This window comes from Blautia hansenii DSM 20583 (assembly GCF_002222595.2).
GTDB classification, from domain to species: domain Bacteria; phylum Bacillota; class Clostridia; order Lachnospirales; family Lachnospiraceae; genus Blautia; species Blautia hansenii.
In genome coordinates, this window is the sequence record NZ_CP022413.2 from 1,886,567 (window position 1) to 1,905,816 (window position 19,250).

At 31.4% G+C, this 19,250-nt stretch carries 39 protein-coding genes; all 39 read right to left on the reverse strand.

Annotation, left to right across the window (positions count from 1 at the left end):
* Positions 1-104 precede the first annotated feature (104 nt).
* The gene (locus CGC63_RS09430) at positions 105-392 is read right to left on the reverse strand and encodes a hypothetical protein (protein WP_003020629.1); all 288 of its coding nucleotides are present in this window, start codon (positions 390-392) and stop codon (positions 105-107) included.
* The gene (locus tag CGC63_RS09435) at positions 373-1,137 is read right to left on the reverse strand and encodes a hypothetical protein (protein WP_003020627.1); all 765 of its coding nucleotides are present in this window, start codon (positions 1,135-1,137) and stop codon (positions 373-375) included. Before CGC63_RS09435 ends, CGC63_RS09430 begins: the two co-directional genes overlap by 20 nt.
* Positions 1,124-1,435 carry a hypothetical protein gene (locus tag CGC63_RS09440; RefSeq protein ID WP_169899513.1) on the reverse strand — a complete coding sequence of 104 codons (312 nt, stop codon included), beginning with the start codon at positions 1,433-1,435 and terminating at the stop codon, positions 1,124-1,126. The genes CGC63_RS09435 and CGC63_RS09440 overlap by 14 nt, the downstream gene beginning before the upstream one ends.
* 63 nt (positions 1,436-1,498) lie before the next feature.
* The gene (locus CGC63_RS09445) at positions 1,499-2,551 is read right to left on the reverse strand and encodes a DUF262 domain-containing protein (RefSeq protein WP_003020621.1); all 1,053 of its coding nucleotides are present in this window, start codon (positions 2,549-2,551) and stop codon (positions 1,499-1,501) included.
* Between the two features lie 65 nt (positions 2,552-2,616).
* Entirely contained in the window at positions 2,617-3,276 is a 660-nt protein-coding gene (locus CGC63_RS09450; RefSeq protein ID WP_003020617.1) for a BRO-N domain-containing protein, read from the reverse strand.
* A 53-nt stretch (positions 3,277-3,329) separates the two neighbouring features.
* Positions 3,330-4,265 (reverse strand): hypothetical protein, encoded by a 936-nt coding sequence (locus CGC63_RS09455; RefSeq protein WP_003020614.1) that lies wholly within the window; start codon positions 4,263-4,265, stop codon positions 3,330-3,332.
* 253 nt (positions 4,266-4,518) lie between these two features.
* Positions 4,519-4,785, reverse strand: a complete 267-nt coding sequence (locus CGC63_RS09460; protein ID WP_003020612.1) for a hypothetical protein — start codon at positions 4,783-4,785, stop codon at positions 4,519-4,521.
* Positions 4,778-5,098, reverse strand: a complete 321-nt coding sequence (locus CGC63_RS09465; protein WP_003020609.1) for a hypothetical protein — start codon at positions 5,096-5,098, stop codon at positions 4,778-4,780. Before CGC63_RS09465 ends, CGC63_RS09460 begins: the two co-directional genes overlap by 8 nt.
* A gap of 82 nt (positions 5,099-5,180) precedes the next feature.
* Complete coding sequence (locus tag CGC63_RS09470) at positions 5,181-5,408, reverse strand: hypothetical protein (protein WP_003020606.1); 228 nt, start codon at positions 5,406-5,408, stop codon at positions 5,181-5,183.
* A gap of 12 nt (positions 5,409-5,420) precedes the next feature.
* Positions 5,421-5,750 (reverse strand): hypothetical protein, encoded by a 330-nt coding sequence (locus CGC63_RS09475; RefSeq protein WP_003020603.1) that lies wholly within the window; start codon positions 5,748-5,750, stop codon positions 5,421-5,423.
* A gap of 237 nt (positions 5,751-5,987) precedes the next feature.
* Positions 5,988-6,509 (reverse strand): hypothetical protein, encoded by a 522-nt coding sequence (locus CGC63_RS09480; RefSeq protein ID WP_040351116.1) that lies wholly within the window; start codon positions 6,507-6,509, stop codon positions 5,988-5,990.
* A 242-nt stretch (positions 6,510-6,751) separates the two neighbouring features.
* Complete coding sequence (locus tag CGC63_RS09485; protein ID WP_003020596.1) at positions 6,752-6,979, reverse strand: hypothetical protein; 228 nt, start codon at positions 6,977-6,979, stop codon at positions 6,752-6,754.
* 126 nt (positions 6,980-7,105) lie between these two features.
* Positions 7,106-7,438, reverse strand: coding sequence for a hypothetical protein (locus tag CGC63_RS09490; protein WP_003020593.1), 333 nt, complete (start codon positions 7,436-7,438; stop codon positions 7,106-7,108).
* Between the two features lie 14 nt (positions 7,439-7,452).
* Positions 7,453-7,665, reverse strand: coding sequence for a hypothetical protein (locus CGC63_RS09495; protein ID WP_003020590.1), 213 nt, complete (start codon positions 7,663-7,665; stop codon positions 7,453-7,455).
* A 96-nt stretch (positions 7,666-7,761) separates the two neighbouring features.
* Entirely contained in the window at positions 7,762-8,202 is a 441-nt protein-coding gene (locus tag CGC63_RS09500) for a type II toxin-antitoxin system HicB family antitoxin (protein WP_003020587.1), read from the reverse strand.
* 36 nt (positions 8,203-8,238) lie between these two features.
* The gene (locus CGC63_RS09505) at positions 8,239-8,412 is read right to left on the reverse strand and encodes a type II toxin-antitoxin system HicA family toxin (RefSeq protein WP_040351115.1); all 174 of its coding nucleotides are present in this window, start codon (positions 8,410-8,412) and stop codon (positions 8,239-8,241) included.
* Positions 8,413-8,497: 85 nt separating this feature from the next.
* Positions 8,498-8,893, reverse strand: coding sequence for a hypothetical protein (locus tag CGC63_RS09510; RefSeq protein WP_003020581.1), 396 nt, complete (start codon positions 8,891-8,893; stop codon positions 8,498-8,500).
* A 48-nt stretch (positions 8,894-8,941) separates the two neighbouring features.
* Positions 8,942-9,268 carry a hypothetical protein gene (locus CGC63_RS09515; protein WP_003020578.1) on the reverse strand — a complete coding sequence of 109 codons (327 nt, stop codon included), beginning with the start codon at positions 9,266-9,268 and terminating at the stop codon, positions 8,942-8,944.
* A gap of 14 nt (positions 9,269-9,282) precedes the next feature.
* Positions 9,283-9,564 (reverse strand): hypothetical protein, encoded by a 282-nt coding sequence (locus CGC63_RS09520; protein WP_003020575.1) that lies wholly within the window; start codon positions 9,562-9,564, stop codon positions 9,283-9,285.
* 13 nt (positions 9,565-9,577) lie between these two features.
* The gene (locus CGC63_RS15315) at positions 9,578-9,736 is read right to left on the reverse strand and encodes a hypothetical protein (protein ID WP_155815246.1); all 159 of its coding nucleotides are present in this window, start codon (positions 9,734-9,736) and stop codon (positions 9,578-9,580) included.
* A gap of 24 nt (positions 9,737-9,760) precedes the next feature.
* A complete protein-coding gene (locus CGC63_RS15320; protein WP_155815245.1) occupies positions 9,761-9,937 on the reverse strand; it encodes a hypothetical protein in 177 nt (58 codons plus the stop codon).
* A 35-nt stretch (positions 9,938-9,972) separates the two neighbouring features.
* Entirely contained in the window at positions 9,973-10,269 is a 297-nt protein-coding gene (locus CGC63_RS09525) for a hypothetical protein (RefSeq protein ID WP_003020566.1), read from the reverse strand.
* Between the two features lie 29 nt (positions 10,270-10,298).
* Positions 10,299-10,715, reverse strand: a complete 417-nt coding sequence (locus tag CGC63_RS09530) for a hypothetical protein (RefSeq protein ID WP_003020564.1) — start codon at positions 10,713-10,715, stop codon at positions 10,299-10,301.
* Between the two features lie 52 nt (positions 10,716-10,767).
* Entirely contained in the window at positions 10,768-11,427 is a 660-nt protein-coding gene (locus CGC63_RS09535) for a hypothetical protein (RefSeq protein WP_040351163.1), read from the reverse strand.
* Positions 11,428-11,452: 25 nt separating this feature from the next.
* Positions 11,453-11,851: a hypothetical protein gene (locus tag CGC63_RS15525; RefSeq protein WP_003020560.1), complete on the reverse strand. Its 399-nt coding sequence runs from the start codon at positions 11,849-11,851 to the stop codon at positions 11,453-11,455.
* A gap of 19 nt (positions 11,852-11,870) precedes the next feature.
* Positions 11,871-12,104, reverse strand: coding sequence for a hypothetical protein (locus CGC63_RS09545; protein ID WP_003020557.1), 234 nt, complete (start codon positions 12,102-12,104; stop codon positions 11,871-11,873).
* Positions 12,105-12,305: 201 nt separating this feature from the next.
* Complete coding sequence (locus tag CGC63_RS09550; protein ID WP_003020551.1) at positions 12,306-12,488, reverse strand: hypothetical protein; 183 nt, start codon at positions 12,486-12,488, stop codon at positions 12,306-12,308.
* A gap of 12 nt (positions 12,489-12,500) precedes the next feature.
* Entirely contained in the window at positions 12,501-12,746 is a 246-nt protein-coding gene (locus CGC63_RS09555) for a hypothetical protein (protein ID WP_003020549.1), read from the reverse strand.
* Positions 12,747-12,762: 16 nt separating this feature from the next.
* Positions 12,763-13,116: a hypothetical protein gene (locus tag CGC63_RS09560; protein ID WP_003020547.1), complete on the reverse strand. Its 354-nt coding sequence runs from the start codon at positions 13,114-13,116 to the stop codon at positions 12,763-12,765.
* A gap of 12 nt (positions 13,117-13,128) precedes the next feature.
* A complete protein-coding gene (locus CGC63_RS09565) occupies positions 13,129-13,449 on the reverse strand; it encodes a hypothetical protein (protein ID WP_003020544.1) in 321 nt (106 codons plus the stop codon).
* Between the two features lie 15 nt (positions 13,450-13,464).
* Entirely contained in the window at positions 13,465-13,992 is a 528-nt protein-coding gene (locus CGC63_RS09570) for a hypothetical protein (RefSeq protein WP_003020542.1), read from the reverse strand.
* The gene (locus CGC63_RS15330; protein ID WP_003020538.1) at positions 13,967-14,122 is read right to left on the reverse strand and encodes a hypothetical protein; all 156 of its coding nucleotides are present in this window, start codon (positions 14,120-14,122) and stop codon (positions 13,967-13,969) included. The genes CGC63_RS09570 and CGC63_RS15330 overlap by 26 nt, the downstream gene beginning before the upstream one ends.
* A 17-nt stretch (positions 14,123-14,139) precedes the next feature.
* The gene (locus CGC63_RS09575) at positions 14,140-14,328 is read right to left on the reverse strand and encodes a hypothetical protein (protein ID WP_003020535.1); all 189 of its coding nucleotides are present in this window, start codon (positions 14,326-14,328) and stop codon (positions 14,140-14,142) included.
* A gap of 11 nt (positions 14,329-14,339) precedes the next feature.
* Entirely contained in the window at positions 14,340-14,525 is a 186-nt protein-coding gene (locus CGC63_RS09580; RefSeq protein WP_169899516.1) for a hypothetical protein, read from the reverse strand.
* Positions 14,526-14,557: 32 nt separating this feature from the next.
* Complete coding sequence (locus tag CGC63_RS09585) at positions 14,558-14,800, reverse strand: hypothetical protein (protein WP_040351112.1); 243 nt, start codon at positions 14,798-14,800, stop codon at positions 14,558-14,560.
* A gap of 14 nt (positions 14,801-14,814) precedes the next feature.
* Complete coding sequence (locus CGC63_RS09590; protein ID WP_003020527.1) at positions 14,815-15,417, reverse strand: GP88 family protein; 603 nt, start codon at positions 15,415-15,417, stop codon at positions 14,815-14,817.
* Positions 15,417-16,772, reverse strand: coding sequence for a hypothetical protein (locus CGC63_RS09595; RefSeq protein ID WP_003020525.1), 1,356 nt, complete (start codon positions 16,770-16,772; stop codon positions 15,417-15,419). Before CGC63_RS09595 ends, CGC63_RS09590 begins: the two co-directional genes overlap by 1 nt.
* 4 nt (positions 16,773-16,776) lie before the next feature.
* A complete protein-coding gene (locus CGC63_RS09600; protein ID WP_003020523.1) occupies positions 16,777-18,057 on the reverse strand; it encodes a reverse transcriptase domain-containing protein in 1,281 nt (426 codons plus the stop codon).
* A 314-nt stretch (positions 18,058-18,371) separates the two neighbouring features.
* Positions 18,372-19,217 carry a hypothetical protein gene (locus CGC63_RS09605; protein WP_003020521.1) on the reverse strand — a complete coding sequence of 282 codons (846 nt, stop codon included), beginning with the start codon at positions 19,215-19,217 and terminating at the stop codon, positions 18,372-18,374.
* Positions 19,218-19,250 lie beyond the last annotated feature (33 nt).

Consider the following 19,250-nt stretch of genomic DNA (forward strand, 5'->3'; position numbering starts at 1 on the left):
AATGTAATTAAACGATTTGTATATTTTAGCTTCCCCACCGCAAAACGGGTATTTCTTTGGTTCGTCTATATTTCTTTCACCTTTCTAAGTCTAATTCAACTCATTTATTCCGACCAATCAAGTTTCTGTCCGCACTGCGGGCAATAAACGTAATCATCATAGTCAACTTCATAGTATCCCTCACAACTCGGACATATCCACGTGTCATACACAAATGTTCCATTAGGAGCGTATCCATCTCCTTCAAAGTTAGGTTTCCTCGGCAACTGCTTTTCAAGTGCTTCGATTATTAAATCACACTGTCCAGAAGTAATATCAAATCCCATTGCAGAAGACATTAAAACTATTTCCTTAAAATCTTCTATCACTTCTCTAACTTTCTTTTCGTCCATCTTCCATCACCTTCTCATACGCTTTCTTTACTTCGTCTTTGCTATAGTTAGCAAAATTACAACTCATTCCACTTGGTATAACACACGTATTGCATTTAGCTTTTCTACAATATTTGCAAATAACTCCAATCATTTCTTCCACACTCGGCTCAAACTCAACCCTCTCTCCAGTCAGCTCTTCCAACTTCTTTTGCATTTCATCAACAGTCATGTGTTTGACTTCAATACGTTCCCAGATGAGTTTAAGGTTATCATCATCAAGAATATAATTAAATGTCATAGCTTCTTTTATTTTGAAAATTTTTACAATTGTATGGTCCATAAATTTAATATTTTCTAAATTTTCCCGGAATGAGTCTAACGTTAAAAATCCGTCTTCACCTATCAACATATTTGCAATAACAAGCCTTCTTTTTCCATTTTTGTATTCAACAACCATACCGTCTTTTAAATCTGCCTTTGTAAATTCTTTATTTCCAACTCCCATGTAATCACTCCACTCTAAAATTCTATAACCTATTTGTTCATAAAAATCATATCCGCCATACAAACAACTATTGCTGTAGCACGTTTTACCAAGATATTTATTATAGTTTATATTTTCCAAATAACTATCACCATCACCCCACTTCATCCCATGCTCATGCATCTGATTACAGAAATCTTTTGCTTCCTCCTCTGTTTTACAATGCACTGCAATCTTGTTATTTTTATATTTAAATTCTTCCCAGTTAAATTTTTTCATTTACATATTCCTCCTTCTCAATCATTGCATCAATACAATCAACCAATTCCTTCCATGTGTACTTTTTCTCAATGCCAAAATCTGTATCATTGTTGTATCTCAACGTGATTCCTTTAGCATTTGTATCTCCTCTTGTTAGCAAATTTGCTTCTGTTGAAGAAAAACTAAATCCTCCTACTCCAAATTCATTTTTCAGAAAATCCACCCTATCTTTTTTATTTTTGTTTTCCTGAAAGAATTTTAGAATTCTCTTTTCTCCGTTTACAAAACCTGTTCCTCTTTTTGCAAATTCTTCCAAAGGATTAAAATTATTCTGACACATATTTTCCTCCATAAAAAATAGCAGCCTAAGCTGCGTTAATTACATTTCAATGTTTTCAATTTTGTCGAAAAACTCTTCAAAGTTTTTCTCTAAAGCTCTATGTCTTTTCTGGATATTTTCATTTTTTGCCGAACCAGCTTGAGATGCAAGATTATATTCATCTGAAATACTAGCTCCGTCAGTTGAAGAAAAGAACTTCATTATCCAATCCGTAAATATGTCTGCATTTAGATTTTCTTCTACTGCCTTTTTCACAAATGGTATAAGTGATACTAAATGTGTTTCTTTATATATCTTCTTAGCAATCTTTGCACTAGCCTTATCCGTATCACTGGCAATAGAATCGTGTACATATTCTATTAAATCAAATACATCTATCAATTTCTTTTTCTCTTCCTCAGTAATTCTAAGCTTTTCAATTACTGGATTAAAATGTTTTCCTTCAAAAGAAACTTCATCTAATGGCTCGTAAATCATTAAATACATTTTCACGATAATTGGAACATACTTCTTTGCATGATAAGCTTTCTTATTCATCATTTCATGAAAAATTTCGTGTTCACCAATTTCCATAATATTCTCAATATCTTCACAATTAGCAATATTTCTTTCTTTAGTTGACAATGGTTTTCCGTTATTTAAACGCTTGAACATTTCTCTCACTTCTTCCGGCGTAATATCATCGAAATAATAAATTGTAAAGTTAAATGTATTTATTATCTCTTGAATTTCTTCAGGCAATTCTGAAAATCGAAGACCATTCAATTGATAAGTTTTCATTTCTCCTGTTACTTCATCAATGATAACAATATCATTTAATCCAGTAAGAGCAAATTCATCATGAAGAAGCTTATTGATAGTCAATAATCTTTGTTGTCCTTCCAGAATATCATAGATTTTTTCATCTCCTCTCTTGGCGTAAATTGGAGGTACAGGATATCCCGTAATCATAGAGTCGATAAGATAAGACCTCCTTGCTGTTTCCCATACATCTCCTCTTTGCACAACATTGTCAAAAGTAACTTTTTCATTATCAATCATCTTTGATATTTGTTTACTGTTCCATGTAATATTTGCTTTTCTTAAACTCATAATATATCCTCCTAAATTCTATTTACTATGTATTTTCACTCTTTGTTCCACTGTAAGTATTAAATTTAAATATTGTATCCTGCATGTTCTAAAAGAATATTAATTATATTCTCTGCTTCTGTTTGAAGCTGCTGGAAATGAGCGACAACATCCATAGGATATCTCGGAGCAGAACCAGTCTCATTGATATATGCCATCACTGCATAATCCCAACTGTATTTTCCTTGTACTTGAGTAAGGATTAAGTGATATAACTGTTTTCTGCTTGTATCATATATCTCACATAAAGCATCAATACGAAGTTTCATTTTATCGTACCAGTTACCAAGAGGAGGAATTTGGGTTACACTACCGACTACAGTTGGAATAATAGTGTTATTTTTATTAGCTTCGTATTTTCCTGTTTTGTGGACTGATGGAAGTACCTCGCTCGTTACCCAGTGTTTAAACTCTTTAGCAGATTTTAGCTTGCTGCCGAAGATAAGAGCATATAGACCTGACTCGTTAATAATAGTCATATTTTGTTTTCCACCGGGAGTCATCATTTCAGTGACACCTTTATCTTCATCATCTACATGATTCGCAATCGCATTGTTAAGGGATTTTCCTTCACCATATCCAAGTGCTCTTGCTACATCCTTTCCAACAAACCAAGGTTCTCCATCAATCATCACTATTCTCACTTGTCCAAATTCTTTGTTTTCAAAAATTTTTAATTCACTCATGTTCATTTCTCCTTTTTAATGTTTTTATTTAAACGCTCACATAGGAACGCTTTTTACTGACTTAATAACTTCCTCTCTAAGTTCTGCATTTCGTCAGAAGAATATCCTCTCCCTTTGAAGTTGTTAAATTTGTTCTTCTTTTCAGCATTTCCCCCTTTAAAATCAAAGCTTTTGTCGTATTTCCCTTCCAGTACCGCACTCATGTTATCTTCCTGAATGATCCAGTCAAACGTTGGTTTCCATTGACCGTCTTTCAGACTGTTAAAATATTCAGACTCATCAACTCTACGGAAAGCTTTTTCAAAATCTGATATTATAAACCCATTATCTAACAATGTATTGATAAAACGCTTTCTCTTGTTTGTCATCCTCTCTACTGGCTGAAGTTTTATACAAATATTGTTATATAAATTTTGTATCTCAACGTATATTCCAGATGGAGGTATATATGTATGCTGTTGTTTAACAGTTTCTATTGTTGCTGTTGCTATAGGTGGAGGCAAAGCCTCACCCTTATTTTCCTTATTTGGTAACAACAACTCTTTACTACTCTCTACTACACTACACTGTACTGTACTCGACTGTGGAAACATTTTGGAAACATTTTGGTTCCACTTATTTTCTAATCTAGTAACAGCTTGCTCTGCATCAAAAGTATATGCTCCATTCTTTTTCAAATACAGCATACTTCCTTCTTCCTGATAAGCCGTCTCTACATATCTATCACCTTTCAATGTATTGTGCATTCTCCAATGTTTTACGACCACAACACCAGAGTCAAATTTAATCAAAAACCCTTTATATATAAGCAAATTCAGGTCATCATCCGAAGCACCTACAAATCTCTGTACTCCTTTTGGATTACCAATAAATCCATCATCATCAGCTTCTAAATTCAAATGAAAATATAAAGCTTGAGTGCTTAATGGCATAGATGTAAACGCATCAGATTTTATCAATTTAATATTGAACATCCTTTTTGCTGCCATTATCTTTATCTCCTTATTTTTCTTATTTCTCTTATTTGAGCAAAATAAAAATAAGCTAATTAGCTTATTTAAGAAATGCTAATTAGCTTATTTAAAATCCTTATTTTTCTTATTTAAGGTCTTATTTTCCCTTATCTCTATTTCTTAGTACACTTATAAATTAAATAAATCACCAATATAAATGGAGTCAAAAAACCTAACTCATAAGGTAAGCCTAAAACTACCGGATAAAATGACATAACTTTCTCCTCCTTTAAAATATAATTTTTTCTTTACTTAAAATAGCGGTAATACCTAATGTACCTAAAATAAATACCCAAAATAATAATTCAGGTATTATTTTACTTAACTTCATTATACCATAAGAAATGAACAAAAGCATTATTCCATAGCGTTTTTGCTCTCGCAAATCAATTTTCTTATGTTTCCTCATATTCTCTCTTATTTCTAAAAATTCTACATCTTCTATAACACCTCCACTCTTTATATATTCATCTGGATCAAAGATTACATTATTCATTCTTTTCACCTTTTTGACAATTATAACCAGAATCAGAAGTTGTTATATAGGTATCCTCTTCAAATGGATAATTAAATGCAGCATTAGCACACAATCTAAACTTAGGATAATCCCTACTTTGTATATATTCACAGTCGTCTATAACAACAATGTCGTAAACTTCTGTTTGAATAACAACTTCCAACGTATCTTCTGAAATCCATTTTTCTCTGACTCTCGCTTCTTTTCCGTTAATGGATATAACTTTAATATCATGACCGTCAACGCCCCACCATAGTCCAACCTGTAATTTATATTTTGCTTCTTTACACATATTTAAAACCCCTTTTTCATTTGTAATAAAAAAAGATGATACCTAAGTATCACCTTTCTGTTTCGTTTTATTTTATCATCTTTTACATTAACCGATCTGCACTAACAATGTACGGAGCATTAAAATATTTCCCTTTAGCAGCTTGTATAAGCACCTTGTCCCTAAGAGACTCTGGAACAATTACTGTACCGCATTTTCCGCATTTGCACATAATGTCTACTTCCAGACCATCTTTTTCATTTGTGAATAGACTTAATCTATCACCTGTGCCAATAATTTTGTATCTATGCCGATGAAATATATTCCTCATAATTGCACACTCCTATTCTTTCATACGTGCATTATCAATTTTTTCTTTTATATCTTCGATACTATTGTACCAATCGCCACATTCAAGATATGGTAAATATACACCATATACACAATAGATTTTATTTCCCTTGTATTCCTCTACAAAATATTTATCCTCGTTTCTTTTCTTACATTCTTCAGAACACACTGGTTTATTTATCAATCTATTAACTATTTGAAATTCTCCATCCACTGTTTTTTTCTTAAAATTTCCAAACAATGTTGTTTTAGGACACTGTGAAAATTCTTTAAATCCAAAATTCTCAAACTCTTTACCACAAACAGGGCATTTCCATCTCACTTTTTTAAGCCTCCTTATAAACAGTAGTTAGTTTAACCTGATATCTACAATATTACTATATTAAAATATCCAATTTAATGATTTTTCTTTCACTTCCATTCTTCCCAATATAATACGTTCATCCTTCTTAGGTAAATATTCTAACAACGCAAGCTCATTGCTTGTTTCATTGTCTATTACAATAATTTCCCTTGAAATAATTTTGTATCCTAATAAACCTATATTTCTTCAGCATATTCACATTGCTTTAATATCTTCTGTCACTTTTATCGTATCATCATTCATCTGGTTTATTAAATTTTGTACTTTACTGGATAAGTCCGTTATTCGTTGCAAGGTATTTCTAGCTTCTTCCAACTCTTCATCTGAACAACTATACCATTTGAAATTCTTATAACTTTCAATTTTATCTTCTATAATTTGTAGTGCATTGTCAATTTTTCTGTCATTTATTCGATAAAGGCTTCTATTACATATGACTATCCCATCTTGTTTAAACCTATATAACTGATTATATAAGTTGTTTTTCTCTTTTTTATCATCAAAATTAAGCCCATAATCTTCTTTGCATATTTCCTCTAATTCGCTTATTGAATACCATTTTTCTTCTCGTTCTTTAAAAATTTCCATTAATGCTTTTTTTGTTTCATTATGCTTTGCCATTGCTTGCCTCCCTATAAAATTTACAGCATCAACTTTTGCTTCATCTGGATAAATATCTTTGCAATGTAACATTGCAGAAATACGTATTGCATCCAAGTATTCTGCTATTTATGCTGGATCAATTCCAGCCTTTCTTCCTATTCTCATAATACCATTTATTATTTTCATGTAGAATTTCTTTTCTTGCCACCTTTCTGCACTCATCTGGGCAGTATTTTTCTCTTAAACTTTGAAACTCTTTTCTGCATACCGGACAAGTGTATGTAATAGGAACACAAGATAATCCTTTTCGTCTCCTGTAATATATAGTATACCATGTCCCTATGTTTCTTGCCAGATTATTTCCATTTAATATTTTCAATTATTTTATCATAATAGTTGTCTGACAATTCTACAAATACTATAACACCATTTTCATCAGGACAATGAACAATGCATTTCACTTTGTATTCTAATCTTTTCCAGCTTCTTGTAATAATCATTCTATCTTCTCTTTTAGGAATAAAATCAATATTACCTAAATTTTCTTTTGTATCCTTGTCAATTAAAAAAATATTCTTATTCATAACTATTATTCCTCTCCTTTATAATCTGGTCTATAATGAAGACATTTCCTACAATCGCTGTATTCACATTTTCCTCTGTAATATATCCATATACATTTTCCGTCTGGTTTCATGGTTTGTTTCCTCCTAATTACACTCTATATTAAACGCTTCTTCTAATTCTTCGTATTCCTTAGAAAGATATCTTAATAATTCCTTGTAAATATCAAGTTGCGCTGCCTGCAAAAATTCACACAGTTCTATTTCTGTTGTAAAAAATTTTTCAAACCCTGTTGAATTAGCCCATCTATCAAAAGCTACTCTTGTCGTAATTCTAAGCATCCATCTATTATTTGTTCCACTATGCGGCTCTACAATCAAATAATGCACTATATCTGTTCTAGCATCTAAAAACCCATTTCCTTCTGATATTTCATAAGCCTCATTATCATTCTCAAACCACCGTTTAACATTTTTCATAATAAATTCCCTTTCTATGAAATGTGACTTTCATTATACTCAATAGGTTCAAGTTTAACTACATACCCTATTTTCTTTTCCTTATCGTAAATTTCCATTTTTGCAGCTTCGCCACCTGTAACCCACTCAAAAGAAAACCTTTCACTATTATTTTCTACAATTTTTATTAAGTGGTCTAATAGCTCATTTGTATTTTTAGCTATTTCAATTTTTTCTTTCACTGCCATAACAACGCCTTTCTTCTATAATTTTATTTTTTTAATATCAAAAAAGCACTCAGATATATATTCTCTGAATGCTTTTCGTATGTTTTCTATTTTGTTTTATACTCTACGTGAAACACCTAAAACACTAATAAGTGCTTCTTGTAATACTCTTGACACATTAATTCCTGCTTTATCTGCTTCATAATTCAACCAACTAGGTAATGAAACATTTTTTCTTACAACTTTTGTGTCAATCTTTCTTCTATATTCTACTAAATCCACATCAACTATTGAAATTATATTCTTTCCTTCTCCTGCAAAAGTAGACTGTGTAATGTCAATATTTTCTAGCAAAGAAGGTTCTTTTATCTCATCTCCTTTATCTTCCTTTTCAATACAAGCAATTCCAATGGCATCTCTTGCCATCATAATTGCATCTGCCAGTGTACCTTTTGGTTTTCCTTCCTCATTTGCTTCCGTTAATATTTCCAAATCTGGCACTTCAATTAAAATATTCGTATCAACATCTGTAAATATTACTGGATATGCTACTTTCATTTTATTGCCTCCTTATATATAAAGATGGGTAGGGGATTATAATAATCCCCATTTTCTTAATATTGCTTTTGCCAACCGTTCATTGACTTCTCGATGACGTGGTATCTTCTCTTCATCATTGCCTCGTTTGTATATATCGTGATTTCCACCATGTCTTTCAAAAACAAACCCACCATCTTCTAATCTCTTTATCAACTCACGTTGCTTCAAATATAATTGCACCTCCTTACAATTATATTATACACATTTATTGTGTAACGTCAATATGATTTGTACACAATTTTTACACAATATTTTATTCATTCAAAAACACCTCTCCATCACTATCAATGAATTTCTGAATAATTTCCTCTGCCCTTTTCTCAGTGACAACCCTGCTTCCATATTCCCAAGTAATCTTACTTTCAAACTCACATTCCGCAACAAGCCAGTCTAAATCCTCTAATGCTGCTTCATATTTCTGTTCCATGTTTTTAATACTATCATAATATCCATAGATGGCACATTCAATATCCTCTGTTGTCATCTTAGATACGTCTATAGTACCTGCAACTACACTATATATACCTTCATCATCTATTGCATCTAACCAAAGTGCCTGAATGAACATATACTTTCTATCTCCTATATATTTACGACATTGCATACAATCATCGTCAGTACACTCAAAACCATTTTTAACTTCTATCATATAGAACACCTTTCGTTATAAAATTTTAACTCTTCTAATTGTTTTCCTTCATACCGCTTCCAACGCATCAGCCAAACCATCAAGCATTTCTTGAATAGCTTCTGCGTCCTCAATAAGTTCTCTAATGCTTTCAGGCACTCCGTTTACCTCACCTCTTGCCTCAATCCACATTTCTGCGTGTTCATCCGCATCAAAATCATTTGCGTACTTTCTTACCGATTCTGTAAAATCTTCTACTTCTACAATGATAGAAAAATCTTCTCCTGCTGGTGAATACTTTTGAAGCTCAACTCTACCATCATCTGTATAAGAAGAAACACTCCAATCATTTTCTTCTAAAATATCTATGTATTTTTGTTTTAATTCCTTCATCATGTTCTCTCTTCTTTCTATACTTCAATAATTTTATAAAAAGCACAGTCTTGTAGCAAATATTCTCTTGTAGATACATTTTTCAAATCAAGAGTATATCCGCTTCCATAAACAAGGGTTACATCATCATCTGCAAATCTAAGAACAGAAGGTGCATATTCATTTTCTCTTTTAACTGTTTCGATTTCTTCATTCAACAGTTCATTTAACTTTTCAACTGCTTCTTCGTATGTCTTACATTTTATTGCAACAAAATCTGTATCAAAATTATATGTAATTACAACAATATATTCTTTCATCCTCGACACTCCCTTACTCACAATCTGCTAAAGCTTCATATAAATCAGAAATCCTTTCTTCAATTTCTCTAATCTGTTCTGCCTCGTCTTCATCTGAGTTTTTCAATTTTTTTAATTCCTTTTCCCAACTATCAATTTCATTTAAAATTTCAAATCTATCATCTGAGTTCATAGTATTCCTCCTAAAAATCATAATTTAATCTCTGTTACAGTAGTCTAAAAATGCTTCTATACTTTCCTCTGCTTCACATCTTGTCAAGCATCTACGACCTTTGCATTTCTTTCTATGTAATGGTAATCCAGCCATTTTGCGTTCATTATTTCTTAGCAGCATCTTATCTGTTTTTGGGCTCTTTCTTGCACTTGTATTCATATTCACTCTCACCTTATAAAAGCGTTCTTTCATTATTAAATGATTTCAATTTCCCACACATTATTACCACGAAAAGATTGTTTACAAACACCATTTTCAAACTCCCAATCTGAAGCTTTTCCATACTCAATCCAACTTCCTTTTCCATTATTTGCTAATGTCACTTCACTGTCAGGTTTTTCATTTTCAATACTATAGAATCCGTTTGTTAGTACCCAGTTAGGTTTTCTAATCTGCCCTTCATATTCTGGTTTAATATAATGTTTTCTGATAATAAATTTATGACCTTCTTTGATTGCTTTTTTCAGCTGTGATAAATTTTTAATTTCCATAATTATTTCCTCCGTTTGAAATTATCTTTTTATATCGTTATTTCTTCTATAATTCTCCCATACCACAATGGACAACATCCGTCATATTTTCTACTAAACGAGTAATAACCATCTTTATCTTCAATTATTACTTGATTATATCCATCTCTTTTCGCAACACTTTTTGCATTATTCCTTATTTCAGTTAAGTCATTTATGTATTTTATTCTCTTAAATTGTTGATATGATCTATATATTCTTTTTGTTCCAAATTGAATTTCATTTTTTCCAGTAATATCATTATAAAAAGCATGAATAATAAGTTTTGCATTACCATGAATCTGCTTTTTACATTCTAAAAACGTAGGATTTTTATTAACCCCAATCCATTCATATCCTGAACTTTTCAAATCTTTTGTAATTGTATTAAAAAACTTTTCTGTGTTTACAATATAAAAACCATCCATTTTCTTTCTCCTATACTTCACGGACTAGCTTGTGCTAGTCCTGTTTATTGGACTAGTTCTCGTTTTCTACAGATACAAAGATATCAGATTTCAAAGAGATAAACGGGCGAACAGAGAAGTCAGCCCAGCCGCAACCGCCGCAGCCCACGCAACCATTGCAGCAGACAAACTGAACATTGGAAGCATTATGACCTTCATTTGTACTATCTGGTGTATCAAGCCAAAATGGGTTGTTGTTTTTCTCTCTATATAATCCTTGCCTTCTTGCAGCTCTATAATCGTCAATTCCACCTAATCTTATCGGACATTTACAAACTCCGTATGTTGTAAGTCCATCAAGAGATGTTAAATCAACCTCCTGTATACAAAGATTTTCTTTTCCGAAACCTTCTTCTACATATTTAATATATTCGGCGTTTAAAAATTTCTGAATTTCACTCCCATAAAAATTATTACTTTCCTTATCAAACCTGCGAGTTTCTGGTAACAACTCTTTTCTCCACAGCTTTGTTGTTTCATCCTCATCATGCCTTATTACAATCCATTTGACTCCAATATTGTCAGTGACAACTTCACCGATTTTACAATCTTTTAAAAGCTTTTCAGAGGTATTTAAAATCCCTTTTAAGCTTTCCTTTAATTCATCCGTAATCTTAATTACAATGGTATTTCCTTCAATTTTTACATTTTCTTTACTGATATTTAAATTCATAATATTACCTGTCCTTTCCCTAACATTACACATATACTTCCACATCAGTACCATTTATTAAACACAGCGTATACCATATCTTTCCTATCTTACAGCCACTAAACCCGTTCTTTATACATGCTTTAACAACATACTCTTTTTCTAAGTCTCGCAAACACTCTAAAGAGATTTCGTGGTTATTGTAGGTAGTCACTCTTTCAATATTCTGTAATTCTTCAATATCAATATTGAATTCATTTAGCAACAAATCATAAAATTCACTTTGTTTCTCAAATTCTCCTGATTGAAGTTCTTCATAATATGCGACAAGAAAATGTTCATTTGAACATGGTGCTTCTTTTAAATGTACTTTTTCTCTCACTTCATCATTCATGTATGTAGCAATATTTTCCATTGTTAAATCATCAATTTTGTATTTTTTCATAGGTTATTTCCCCTTACTTTTACAATCTAATAAATGTTTCTTCTGTAATTTCGCCTGATAAATTTAACCCAATAGATACAGAGTCAATTATTCTTTCCTTAATACAATCGCTTGTGATAATATTTATTGCATTTTTCTGTCCTTGTGTCATTTTGTAGTAGGGCAACGTAAATTTGAAGCCTTCATGATAGTTTTTAATTTTTTTAAATATATCTTTATATTCCTTTGATTTTTTAAATTCCATTTTATTCATCTCTATTCTCCTACTAGAACAATTCTTACTACGCTATTTCCTTGTTTCCCCATCTGTTTGGATTATATTTTCCCCAAATTAGTTTATATTCCTTTTCTGGAACAACTGACACATTCTTGTTTTTTCCCAATTTGTACAGTACAATATTTTTCGCTTCCAATATAAAATTCATTTAATAATTCCAACATTTTTCTTCCCTCCTTAATATCTACAATAAACATCAATTTCTGTTCCATCATCCAAACCGATTGAATACCAATTAAATCCGATATACATTCCGGAAGTCCCTAAACATTCCATACTTAAAACGTGCATTGAACATTCAACTTCTTCTAGTGTTTTCAAAGATACTTTCTTTCCATTTAGCTTTTTAAGTTCTTCCATTTTTGTTTCCTCCTAATTACTTTGCTTTGCTTTACCAAGAGCTAAGAGCTTAATATAGAGCTTAAAAGAAACTCTTTGATTTTTATTTACAAATAAACTTTTGCATATTCTATGAATATTGTCCTTAGATACATTAACGAGCTTGGATAAGAAATTTATATCGTAGCTTTTAATGATAGGTACTAACTCATCCTGTATTTCCTGTGAAGTTAAATTCTCAAATCTAATAATTTCATCTAAAATCATTTCATAATCCATTATTTATCATCTCCTATTAATTACTTTTCAATATATTTACAAACTTTTTCATCCATTCTTCTGAAACATTACCTGACATAATTGACTCTATAATATCCATGATATAATCAGTTTCGGTTACATCAAACAGGTTCGCTCTTTTCAAGTCTTCCAAATGTTTTTCTATAACCTCTGAATAATTAACTGTTACACCTGTAGGATGAATAGTAGTTATTGTTAATAATTTAGATAATTCACTTATTGATTTATCCCACCACTTATCTCTTTCTTCAATGCCGCCATAAAAATACATTTCTACATAATACCCTTTATCCCATACAGTAATTTCATCATTATACTCTACTAATGATAAATATTCATATAATGTCATAGCTCTTCCCCCTTATTTCCAATTACGTCCACCAGTTGTTTTTGTTTTCCAATCTTTTCCATAGATATTCATTTTCTTGTACCTAAAGAAATCTTTTACACCCTCTACATCAAGTCTGTATTTTTCTTCTGGAAAAGGATACATTGGGGAATACTTTAATTCCATATTCCCCATTTCTTCCAGTGACTTAATGTATGGTTCTTTCGATTCATCGGAAGTAACACCTAGTTTATGTTCCCAGTATTTAATTTCGGTTTCCCAGAATTTATTTAATTCACATATTGTCTCTTCTCTACTAAAACTCATATATTTATCCTTTCTTGCAATCTCCAACTATGCAAATACTTATTACCAACTACTGCTATACATAACAACTTCGTGTTCAAAATCAGTATCTCTTAAACAGTCTTCAAGAACAGCAATAGTATGTTTAATATCTTCTAAATACCATTGGTCATACTCTGTACTTCCAAAGAAAAATCCAGAAGCTGTAGGTAATAATTTCCTTGCTATAACATTATTTTCAATAACTTGACCATCTTCATAATTATCTACCCATTCTCCATCAACATAGGTTTGACCATTCTTAACTTGTGCATCAATCAATTTTGAATTCTCCAAAACAATCTTACATAATGTAAGTAATTCTTCCAGTTGTTCTTTAGACACTTCATAAATTTCACAATCGTCATTTCCATCTTGTACATTTTCAACGAACCATCTGTGAATTTGATTTGCCTTCCTCCAGTCTGCAAGATAAGATATAATACTCTTTCTACCATATTTTTTCTCATCATCCCATGAATAATACCTTGTATTAAATTCACTTTCATATAAAGGCAGCAAGTCTTTATTTATTTTTTTCTTCTTTAACACCACACCATTCTAATAACGAATATTCGTTATCTTGTTCTTTCCATTGTAAATAACAATTTATACTAATAATTTCTTTAATATTTGCATCATTAAATCTTTTCGCTTTATTTAAATACATATCTAATCCCATAATATATTCCTCTCTTTCTACAATCCCATTAAATCTTCTGCAACACTTAAATCAAACTCTTCTTCAAACCAATGCCAGATTTCTTCTCTATGTGTTCCCGCCGGAAACCCGTTCCATTCTTCTTCAATACATTCTGTTTCTGGATTCATCGGCACATTTCCAAAATCTTTCCATAATTCCTTTGCTTTTGTAATACTTCTTTCCATTTTGTATTCTCCTAATAATTGATTCCGATTTCTCTTGTGAAATGATCAAAATCCCATGAGGTTATATACTCCTCTAAGATTTCTAAAAGCCAATCTTCTTCACAATTTAGTGCATCTTCAATAGTTCCTCTGAATGTACTCTCTTCTGCATCACAATCAAAGATGCTTATATTAACATTATCTTGCGTTGTACACATTTCTAAAAAATCTCTAATTGACATTTGATTGTTTATACCTCCACTTTAAAAATTGTCCATGTCCATCTATATTCTCCTGCACAGGACTCAACCATTCCAGTCATCTCCTCAATTACCTTGTGACAACTATCTGATTCAATCATGAATTTTTCTGTTCTGTATGTTTTATTTATATCATGTGTCATGTATTCAACAGCTTCTTTAAGAGAGTCAAACAACTTATGTTCTACAATTTCGTTGTCATGCTCTGAATAACAAATCATCATATATTTCATTTTTAACTCTCCTTTCAATGTTGAGTGAACACAACTTGTTCTCCCTTTTTCAATACCCAGCAACCACTATCCGTAATTGCACATTCAGTACAATCTCCGTCACACTCAATAGCTTCTTCCATTGCTGTTGTAGTACCATCTCTATATCTCACATGAGCTTCTGGAAGATTGTATGGATTTTTCATTTTTAAATTCTTCCAACCACTATAAATAAGATGTAAATTATTAGGTAGTTCGCCTTTTCTTTCAGATATTTCTTTATTGCACATATCAAACTTCTTAGTGAAACATAAGATTTCGCAATGCTGATGTCTGTTTGCAACGTCTATCATTCTGTGGATATAATCTTGATCTGGAATATCACCAGATACATGAAATCTAAAAAATCGAGACAACATAATCGTTGCCTCGATTTCTCTCCAGTAAGTTTCTCTATCTGATTTATATAAATTCCAATTATGTAAATAAGACTGTCTCACAGAAGGTCGTAGTTTTTCCAATTTATGAGCATAACAGATTTTATTACAATCACATTTAATACAAGTCAATAAAGATGGAAAAGATACGCTTGGTATTTTTCCCATCTTTGAATTCCCATTACTAATCTTTACATTCATTATGCAGCCTCCATATTTAACTTTGCTTCCGGATTTTCTTTAAACAAAAAGGCGTGTTTAAATTTGCTATAATAACCACCTAATTCTTTCATCCAGTGATTGACATTGACATATTCTTCCTTAGACAGTTTCTCTTTCACTTTTACCAACCAGATTTTACTTCCATCTCTTGTATCCACATCTTCGGAAATATCATATGTATATCTTCTTTTATTATTTGACTCCTCATTATTTTTAGCGTTACTAATCTTTGTTTTCACTACCTTTTTCACCTCGTAAGGGGTTTTAACTTCTCTTATTTCGCACCAAGAAATAAATCCTTCTTCAATCCATTTAAAGAATTTTTCATTAAAACAATTCCAAGAGTTAGAAGAATTTGCTCTACCTGTGCATTCTTTTGTGCATTTACCATTTAGCTTATATGCATGATAGTTTTTCTGTCCATTGTATTCTGTCTCATGTATCCTGAATACTTGTCCCTTGTTATGACCATAGTTAAATCTAGTTTTCAGAATAAAACATTGTCCTTCTTTTAAAACTCCTGTTTCTGTTTCAAAAGGTTTCATTTCCTTTTTGTACTCGGTTACAGTTTTTTCTTCATAAATATAACCATCTCCACTTCCAAGCAGTCCACCGCAAGTGGTATCAAATTTATTTATAAGAGCATCAAACTGTTGGCAAAGCTTTGCCTTTTCTGAGATTTCTTTATAGTGATATTCAAAAGCATCGTTAAGTCTTTCAGGCTTATAAGAATCTCTATGTTCAAACATAAATTTTTCTTTATATTTTTCTTTACTCAGCTTTCTATAGTCTGATAAATCTTCCATATATTGACGATATTTATAATAACTATCAATTCCATGAAATTTTAATAATCCATTTCCTTTTGCAATATATACGCCATCTTTTTCAATATGCCAGTTCATTCTAGGTGGATGTGCCATGTGTCCCGGCATCATACCAACAACTGTATATTTTTCCGTTTCAGTTTCTTTTGCAGCCTTTTGGCGAAGATTTTCAATCATTTTCTTAGCAGATTCTTCTTCCTGTTCACTCGCTCCTCTTTCAACAGTCATTTGTTCTAGTTTTTCAATTTTAGCTTGGATAGACATATTAATTGCAGTACCATTATAATTATATTCTCTGATTTCCTTTGCTTCAGAAGCACCGAATACATCTACACAAAGAACATACCCATTCTTTTCTGCAATTCCATCCCAATAAGCTGGATCAAAGTAATCTATCATAGCATCACTATTGTCTGGATGATAACCATATACTTTCCATCCGTCCATTGTCATGAGTCTTTCTGCAATTAATACTTTTACATCTCTATATTCCCAATAATTGCTCATATTCTTACCTCCACATATTCCTTACAACAGTTTCAAATACTGGTTGAGCCAGCTTTACGTCTTTAGCTAAACATCCAACAGATATATATTTTTCAATATAACCTGTTTTTGCCTTATTGCTTTTTACATTTCTTCCTGTACCTCTAAGAATTGTTTTATCAGGAAGATTAGTTACACTTCCTAATCCGCCAATTTTCTTTTTCCCTGTTTCGCAAGCTCGAATACAATCCATAATAAAACCATTTAATTCATTGATATCTTTTTCTACATTTATAATACTTAAACATGATGTAGCCCAGTTAAATTCTCCTTCGTAAAGGAATTTTGTAATTGCATTTTTTGCTTGTTTGCTAGAACATTTTCGTCTTTTAATGCTTCTTTTTTCAACTTCCTTTTGAAATTTTTTCACTCTTGTTCCACTTAGAGTTATTTGATTTCCCTTAATCAAAAATCCTAAGAATTTAAACCATTTATCAGAATACAAAGGTTCTACTTTCTTAGGATTTAAAGTGACTCCATATTTACTTATAATGTTGTTCATGTCTGTAATAACATTTTCAACATGATTATCAATGACAACTGTATCATCACTATATCTATAATAAATTTCATATTTATTTGCCATATATTCATCAAGTTCATATAAGCAAGCGTTAGCTAAAAAAGATGCTACAGCACATCCTTGCTTCAACCCTTGATACCTTGCTTCAAGTTTACCTTGCAGGTTGAAATATAAATCTTGATGATAATATCTTCTAAGAAGATTAATAACAGGTTCTGTATCTTTTTTAAATCCTAATCTTTTTTCCAATACGTCAAATATATTATCAATGACTTCAATATTTACTGTGTCAAAATATTTAGAAAAATCTGATTTATAACCAATAATTCCTTGTTTATTAAGACTTACAATTTTCTGAGACACTTCCAATACTACTTTTTGTGTTGATGTGCCTTTTTGATATGATTTACAATTTGGATGTACCATATCTTTAAACAAATCACAAAGACAGTCATTTATTAAAGTAAGTACAATTCTATCTAAAGCTTCATTTACGTATACTTCTCTAAATTCTCCCGGCTTATCTTTTGGAATTCGTGCTATATGAGGAGGAAAAATGTTGTATTGATTGCTTAAAATATCAGCAAACAATTTTTCTCTTTTCTCTTCAAAACAATACTCATGCAATACATCTAAACGTATTCCCTTTTCCGTTGCATGGTTAATTAATTCCTGCCATCTGTCAAATTCAAACATCATTTTTAATAATTTGCTTACTTTCATACCATTTTCCTTTCCGACAAACTAAATATCTGGTGCATTACTTTATTTTTTTGATTTAGCATCGCTGCAGCTTCAGTTGGCTGACAGAAGCAGCGAGACTATTAAATCATATATTCCATTTGCCTTACTCTCTGCACAGAGAGTTTGATAATTTATGTTGTATGGAGCATTTCTTTATATTTATGATGTATTACAACCAGGGATGAAGCATCTCCTCTCTAGCATGGGCTAGCTAAGGAGGCGATGGAAATACCGGGTTGTAAATAATAAAAATACAACATCTATTATCAATTCCCTTGCTCTAGGGTTGTATCTTATTTTCGCTTACAAATAGACTTTACTAAGTCAAAATCATTATAATCAATAGTTTCAAGCATCAGTGCATGTAATCTCCATAATTCTCCTATGCGTGAATATCTTGTAGTTATTCTATTTAATTCAAAATAGCTTTCTTTTTTAGCGCACAATGGCAACATGCAATCATGATACAAAATCATGTTCTGTAAGCTATAATATGCACCAGCAGCTTTATAAGCATCTTTCCATTCCTGACACTTTCTCTCTCTATTATTGATATGATTTAAAATCCCCGTCTTAATAAAGCTATCTAACAATACATACATAGAATGATAATCATTACGCTTGCGAGATATCATCAGAGAATATGTTCTTTCTGCTTCTTCTAAAATTCTATTTACTGTATCACTAAAATATCCTCTAAAATAAGCAATATTCTTTCTAAAACTTGCTAATGCATGATTACATGTTTTCAAAACAACATCTTGGGTAAAAAACAATTTTCTGATTGTATATTCTTCAGATGCGCTGTTTCTCTTTTTCATCTTATCCAACACTTTCAGTTCGTCCATAAGCACAGTAAACTGATATTTATAATCATATTTAAGTCTCATGTATCTTTCCCATCCTGCGTCAAATCTTCTGTCATTTGGATCGTATACTAACTCTGTAAGCATTTTCCAAGTTTGAGCGAGCACCCATCTTCTAAATGTTTTATGTTCCACTGTGCCCTGCTCTACATTTCTCTTTGCTAAGTCTAAGAATTCATTCAAATCCTTTCCATCAATATTAATACTAAATTTACTTGTATCAATACCCTGCTCTTCCAACTGTTTAATCATTTCGCTTAAAGATGTTTTCATAATTTCATTCTCCTTTTATTATATATAAATTTA

Excerpts from the sequence above, each read along its gene's own strand:
- CGC63_RS09430 (WP_003020629.1), bottom strand. The coding sequence starts at position 392 with ATGGACGAAAAGAAAGTTAGAGAAGTGATAGAAGATTTTAAGGAAATA.
- CGC63_RS09435 (WP_003020627.1), bottom strand. The coding sequence starts at position 1,137 with ATGAAAAAATTTAACTGGGAAGAATTTAAATATAAAAATAACAAGATT.
- CGC63_RS09445 (WP_003020621.1), bottom strand. The coding sequence starts at position 2,551 with ATGAGTTTAAGAAAAGCAAATATTACATGGAACAGTAAACAAATATCA.
- CGC63_RS09450 (WP_003020617.1), bottom strand. The coding sequence starts at position 3,276 with ATGAGTGAATTAAAAATTTTTGAAAACAAAGAATTTGGACAAGTGAGA.
- CGC63_RS09455 (WP_003020614.1), bottom strand. The coding sequence starts at position 4,265 with ATGGCAGCAAAAAGGATGTTCAATATTAAATTGATAAAATCTGATGCG.
- CGC63_RS09460 (WP_003020612.1), bottom strand. The coding sequence starts at position 4,785 with ATGAATAATGTAATCTTTGATCCAGATGAATATATAAAGAGTGGAGGT.
- CGC63_RS09465 (WP_003020609.1), bottom strand. The coding sequence starts at position 5,098 with ATGTGTAAAGAAGCAAAATATAAATTACAGGTTGGACTATGGTGGGGC.
- CGC63_RS09470 (WP_003020606.1), bottom strand. The coding sequence starts at position 5,408 with ATGAGGAATATATTTCATCGGCATAGATACAAAATTATTGGCACAGGT.
- CGC63_RS09485 (WP_003020596.1), bottom strand. The coding sequence starts at position 6,979 with ATGAATAAGAATATTTTTTTAATTGACAAGGATACAAAAGAAAATTTA.
- CGC63_RS09490 (WP_003020593.1), bottom strand. The coding sequence starts at position 7,438 with ATGAAAAATGTTAAACGGTGGTTTGAGAATGATAATGAGGCTTATGAA.
- CGC63_RS09495 (WP_003020590.1), bottom strand. The coding sequence starts at position 7,665 with ATGGCAGTGAAAGAAAAAATTGAAATAGCTAAAAATACAAATGAGCTA.
- CGC63_RS09500 (WP_003020587.1), bottom strand. The coding sequence starts at position 8,202 with ATGAAAGTAGCATATCCAGTAATATTTACAGATGTTGATACGAATATT.
- CGC63_RS09510 (WP_003020581.1), bottom strand. The coding sequence starts at position 8,893 with ATGATAGAAGTTAAAAATGGTTTTGAGTGTACTGACGATGATTGTATG.
- CGC63_RS09515 (WP_003020578.1), bottom strand. The coding sequence starts at position 9,268 with ATGATGAAGGAATTAAAACAAAAATACATAGATATTTTAGAAGAAAAT.
- CGC63_RS09520 (WP_003020575.1), bottom strand. The coding sequence starts at position 9,564 with ATGAAAGAATATATTGTTGTAATTACATATAATTTTGATACAGATTTT.
- CGC63_RS15315 (WP_155815246.1), bottom strand. The coding sequence starts at position 9,736 with ATGAACTCAGATGATAGATTTGAAATTTTAAATGAAATTGATAGTTGG.
- CGC63_RS15320 (WP_155815245.1), bottom strand. The coding sequence starts at position 9,937 with ATGAATACAAGTGCAAGAAAGAGCCCAAAAACAGATAAGATGCTGCTA.
- CGC63_RS09525 (WP_003020566.1), bottom strand. The coding sequence starts at position 10,269 with ATGGAAATTAAAAATTTATCACAGCTGAAAAAAGCAATCAAAGAAGGT.
- CGC63_RS09530 (WP_003020564.1), bottom strand. The coding sequence starts at position 10,715 with ATGGATGGTTTTTATATTGTAAACACAGAAAAGTTTTTTAATACAATT.
- CGC63_RS09535 (WP_040351163.1), bottom strand. The coding sequence starts at position 11,427 with ATGAATTTAAATATCAGTAAAGAAAATGTAAAAATTGAAGGAAATACC.
- CGC63_RS15525 (WP_003020560.1), bottom strand. The coding sequence starts at position 11,851 with ATGAAAAAATACAAAATTGATGATTTAACAATGGAAAATATTGCTACA.
- CGC63_RS09545 (WP_003020557.1), bottom strand. The coding sequence starts at position 12,104 with ATGAATAAAATGGAATTTAAAAAATCAAAGGAATATAAAGATATATTT.
- CGC63_RS09550 (WP_003020551.1), bottom strand. The coding sequence starts at position 12,488 with ATGGAAGAACTTAAAAAGCTAAATGGAAAGAAAGTATCTTTGAAAACA.
- CGC63_RS09555 (WP_003020549.1), bottom strand. The coding sequence starts at position 12,746 with ATGGATTATGAAATGATTTTAGATGAAATTATTAGATTTGAGAATTTA.
- CGC63_RS09560 (WP_003020547.1), bottom strand. The coding sequence starts at position 13,116 with ATGACATTATATGAATATTTATCATTAGTAGAGTATAATGATGAAATT.
- CGC63_RS15330 (WP_003020538.1), bottom strand. The coding sequence starts at position 14,122 with ATGGGATTAGATATGTATTTAAATAAAGCGAAAAGATTTAATGATGCA.
- CGC63_RS09575 (WP_003020535.1), bottom strand. The coding sequence starts at position 14,328 with ATGGAAAGAAGTATTACAAAAGCAAAGGAATTATGGAAAGATTTTGGA.
- CGC63_RS09580 (WP_169899516.1), bottom strand. The coding sequence starts at position 14,525 with ATGTGTACAACGCAAGATAATGTTAATATAAGCATCTTTGATTGTGAT.
- CGC63_RS09585 (WP_040351112.1), bottom strand. The coding sequence starts at position 14,800 with ATGAAATATATGATGATTTGTTATTCAGAGCATGACAACGAAATTGTA.
- CGC63_RS09590 (WP_003020527.1), bottom strand. The coding sequence starts at position 15,417 with ATGAATGTAAAGATTAGTAATGGGAATTCAAAGATGGGAAAAATACCA.
- CGC63_RS09595 (WP_003020525.1), bottom strand. The coding sequence starts at position 16,772 with ATGAGCAATTATTGGGAATATAGAGATGTAAAAGTATTAATTGCAGAA.
- CGC63_RS09600 (WP_003020523.1), bottom strand. The coding sequence starts at position 18,057 with ATGAAAGTAAGCAAATTATTAAAAATGATGTTTGAATTTGACAGATGG.
- CGC63_RS09605 (WP_003020521.1), bottom strand. The coding sequence starts at position 19,217 with ATGAAAACATCTTTAAGCGAAATGATTAAACAGTTGGAAGAGCAGGGT.